This is a genomic window from Streptococcus sp. 2100, assembly GCF_013276335.1.
In the GTDB taxonomy this organism is placed as follows: domain Bacteria; phylum Bacillota; class Bacilli; order Lactobacillales; family Streptococcaceae; genus Streptococcus; species Streptococcus pseudopneumoniae.
This window is the reverse complement of record NZ_VMKV01000078.1, coordinates 1-3517: the sequence shown is the minus strand read 5'-3', so window position 1 is coordinate 3517 and position 3517 is coordinate 1. Positions and strand designations below refer to the sequence as shown.

General features: G+C 41.6%; 2 protein-coding genes. Both read right to left on the bottom strand.

Annotated features, from left to right (window positions below; all coding sequences use genetic code 11):
* Positions 1 to 336: 336 nt before the first annotated feature.
* Positions 337 to 2154 carry an acyltransferase family protein gene (locus tag HT669_RS09840; RefSeq protein ID WP_001220862.1) on the bottom strand — a complete coding sequence of 606 codons (1818 nt, stop codon included), beginning with the start codon at positions 2152 to 2154 and terminating at the stop codon, positions 337 to 339.
* 100 nt (positions 2155 to 2254) lie between these two features.
* A complete protein-coding gene (gene tgt, locus HT669_RS09835; protein ID WP_001285257.1) occupies positions 2255 to 3397 on the bottom strand; it encodes a tRNA guanosine(34) transglycosylase Tgt in 1143 nt (380 codons plus the stop codon).
* Between the last annotated feature and the right edge of the window lie 120 nt (positions 3398 to 3517).

Genomic DNA, 3517 nt, shown 5'->3' with positions numbered 1-3517 from the left:
AGTTCGACACAGGCTCGATCCTTTGTTTTCTTTCCTTGGTCTATAGCTTTTATCACAAGATATTTTTTCGTTTCATTCATATTCAGTTGGATACTTTTCATACGACTATTTTATCAAATGGGACATTTTCACGTTCGATTTACTAAATGAAAGTTATATAATGAAGTTAGCCACCCAGCCCTCCTAAAAATTAGATGGTTCAACTAGCTGAAAGTGTAGACATAAGAAAACACCTCTGTGTTATACTTGTTGTTCAACCACAAACACAAGAAAGGCACAGAGATGCGATATTTTAAAAGAGTTGGATTTCTCCAACTCTTCTCTTTTTAATACACGTTATTTTGATTTGACTGGCTTGTCTTGAGCTGTCTTCAAGGCTGTGGCAATCGTATCTGCATACAATTTTGCTCCTGCTTCAATAGTGCTAGTGTCACTTCCGAAATGGACTTGGTCTGTTCCTGCCCAAATTTCTGGATGCTCTTTCGCAACTTGATTCCAATCTGCTATCGTGATGTAAGGTGTCTTCTCTGCCAATTCTCTCATGTAGGCAGCAGCCTTCTCAACGATGGCATAGGTCTCTTTTGTCTTATCTCCCTCATAAGGAGTCACCAAAACCATATGGTGGCCCTTAGGAAGATTTTTCACGATACTGTCCCAGTCTTCCTTGTAATTTTCAGGATTATTTACCCCAGTCGCAATGACCACCATCTTAGGTAAAAATTTATTTTGGCTATTGTTTATCATGATTTCATTGGCAGTCTTGGTTGTTCTGCTGACCTGCGCGTTAATTTGTGCTCCAGGAAGAGCTGTCTGCAGGGCTGTATTTGCCCTTAAAGCCACCGAGTCACCAATTAACATAGTGCCATCAGCAATTCCTAAACTATCAGCTTCTGCTCGTTCTGCTATCACTTTTGTTTGGGCAATAGTACTAGCAGCTTGCTTCAAGCCATTGACAGTTAAGTCTGTCTCAAACGCTCCCACTTGTGGTGCCAACAAAGTCACTAAGAAGACAATGAAGGCCAAGATTCCCGTACTTGTTGCAAGAATTGTGTGAATATAAGGCAGGGGACGAAGAGTTTGTAAAATAGGTGTGTTCTTGCCTGCAATCCAAGGTTCCAATACATAAAATGAAAGACTGGCAAATCCATAAGAAAAAATCAAAGTTAATAACACAGCAAGAAGATTTGAGGTCAACTGTGAGAAAATGATGTAGAAAGGCCAATGGAAGAGATAAACTGCATAGCTAGTATCCGCTAAAAAGCTAATCATCTTTGTCTCTTGTATATGATGTGTCTTTTCATGTAAGACACGCGCCGCCAGAATCATAGCAAGAGCTGCAAGGCTAGCAAGTAAGAAGCCCATAAGATAGGCAAAAAGATAGGTAAATTTGACAAAGAAGGTCAAAATGAGTAAGAAGCCAAAACCTCCTCCAAAAACCAAAAGGGTCTTGCGTAAATCCCAGATTTTATCCAACTGCTTGACGAGGGAAGTCGTCTGACGAACGCCTACAATCGTTGCCAGGATACTTCCCAAAAAGAATGGATAGACATGAGTTAAACTGGAGAAGTAAACAGAGGAATAAGAGGTCACTAGAAAACTACCAATAAACATGGAGAAGAAGCTAATCAAGAAGGCAGCAGCTGATAAGAGAAAAACCATTCCCCTCAACTGACCATTTGATTTGGACTGTTTGGATAAGAACCAAACTGCCAATCCCCAAAGAATATAGTAGTGAACCTCAACGGCCAAGCTCCAATTATGAACAAACAAATGAGGAATGAACTGAGATTCATAACTCCCACCTGTTAGCAGTTCATAGAAGTTAGTCATAAAGCCTAAAACACCCGCAATCTGACCCCCAATTCCAGCCACATAATCTTGGCGAACTAGAAAGGTAAAGGGCATGGTTACCAAGACCATCAAAATCACAGGTGGCACAATCCGATAAAAGCGTCTCCTAAAAAATCCAATCAAGTCAATCTCATGATTTTTAGAAAACTCTTCGATGAGTAGAGCCGTAATCAGGAAACCTGAAAATGTGAAAAAGACATCTACCCCGAAAAATCCTCCAGGAAAGATGGTCTGAAAGAAATGATACAAGAGTACCAGTAGTAAACCTGTAATCCTAATCAAGGAAAACCATTTAATGCGCATACGAGTTTATTCTCCCTTTCATTATACACTTTATTCTATCAAAAAAAGAAGAAAAATCCTAAGAGAAAACTTAGGATTTTTAGCTTATATCTATTCCGTTTTAGAAATTGCGTCCTGACTTATTATAGCCATATTTTTCCACAAAATACTCACGGAATTCCAAGAGATTGTCATCCATGATGGCTTGTCGCACTTGCTTCATCAGGTTAAGCAAGAAGTAAAGATTATGGTAGCTAGTTAAGCGGATACCGAAGGTTTCATCAGCTTTGAGTAGGTGACGAAGGTAGGCGCGTGTGTAGTTCTTACATGTGTAGCAATCACACTCAGGATCCAGTGGCGTAAAGTCCTCAGCAAACTGGGCATTTTTGACAACCAAACGTCCCTGACTGGTCATACAAGTCCCGTTACGAGCGATACGAGTCGGCAAGACACAGTCAAACATATCCACCCCACGAATGACCCCATCAATCAAGCTATCTGGCGCTCCGACACCCATCAAATAGCGAGGTTTATTTTCAGGAAGCAGTTGGGTTGTGAAGTCCAAAACCGCATTCATCTCTTCGTGGGTTTCTCCTACTGCCAAGCCACCGATAGAGTAGCCTGGGAAATCCATGCTGACAAGGTCATGAGCCGATTGGCGACGCAGGTCTTCAAATCCTGCCCCCTGCACAATCCCAAATAACCCTTGGTCATGCGGACGACGGTGAGCCTTCAAACCACGCTCAGCCCAACGACTGGTACGCTCGATTGATTTCTTAACGTAATCGTAAGGTTGATAAAACTGAGGACATTCGTCAAAGGACATCATGATGTCTGAGCCTAGATTATTCTGAATAGAGATAGCTTTTTCTGGCGATAGGAACATCTTGGAACCATTGAGATGGTTTTTAAAGGTTACTCCTTCTTCTGTGATATTACGGCTATCTGCTAAGGAATAAACCTGAAAACCACCACTATCTGTCAAGATAGGCTGGTCCCAATTCATGAACTTGTGGAGACCACCTGCGCGAGCAATAAGTTCATCTCCAGGACGAAGCCAGAGATGATAGGTGTTTGACAGGATAATTCCCGAACCCATCTCCTTCAATTCTTCAGGCGACTGAGTTTTGACAGTGGCTTGAGTCCCAACTGGCATAAACATAGGTGTTGGGAAGGTGCTGTGGGGAGTGATGATTTCTCCCAGACGAGCTCCTGTATGTTTTTCTTTCTTAATCAAACGGTATTTGATTGGTGAATCTGACATTTTTTACCTCCGAAGCTGGGAAAGACAGTCCCAGTTCATACTTTGTACCCAAGGGCATACTGTATGATTTTATCAAAAAAAGCTGGAACTGTCACGAACTATGGTATAATCCCATCTTTG